This is a genomic window from Mesorhizobium sp. 43Arga (genome assembly GCF_053714255.1).
Genome location: NZ_JBSKBO010000049.1, coordinates 1 through 545, shown reverse-complemented (window position 1 = coordinate 545; position 545 = coordinate 1). Strand labels below are relative to the sequence as shown.

General features: G+C 60.9%; 1 pseudogene. It reads right to left on the bottom strand.

Going from position 1 to position 545, the window contains the following annotated elements:
• A pseudogene (locus ACWGS8_RS35170) lies at positions 1-545 on the bottom strand (calcium-binding protein); the annotation flags it as partial.

The window sequence follows — 545 nt, the reverse complement described above, 5'->3', positions numbered from 1 at the left end:
GCCTGCAGCTCCGGCGAGTTGCCAAGTGCGGTGTCGCCCTGTTGAGACCCCCATGCATAGGCATAGTCGAAGGCAGGCGATGGCGCCACCTTGGCCCAGTGGTCCAGCATGGTCTGTTCCTGGGCAGCGGTGGGGAGGACATACTGGCCGCCCGTGTCAGTGGTGTAGTTGCCGCCGCCGAACGTCTGATAAACCGGAACGACCTGGCTGAGCGGGATGCCCGAGGCGACCGCCGCGGCCACGGTCCTGTCGATCATGTTGTAGTCGACCGTGCTTGTGCCGGTGCGTACCGGGTAGGGATCCAGGCCGTAATAGTCGATATGCGTGTTGGCGGGATTGTAAGTGTTTGAAAAGTCGGGATTTTCCGAAGTCCCCATGTTCATCATGGTGATGAAGGTCTTGGCGCCGGGCAGGTTGGTGTGGATCCAGTCGGATTCCGCCTTCAGATTGTCGGCTGTGGCAAAGGTTCCCCATTTGCCCGTCGGATCGGGCTCGTCGACGAGGAAGAAGCCGAACACGTTCGGATTGCCGATGAAGGGCGTGAC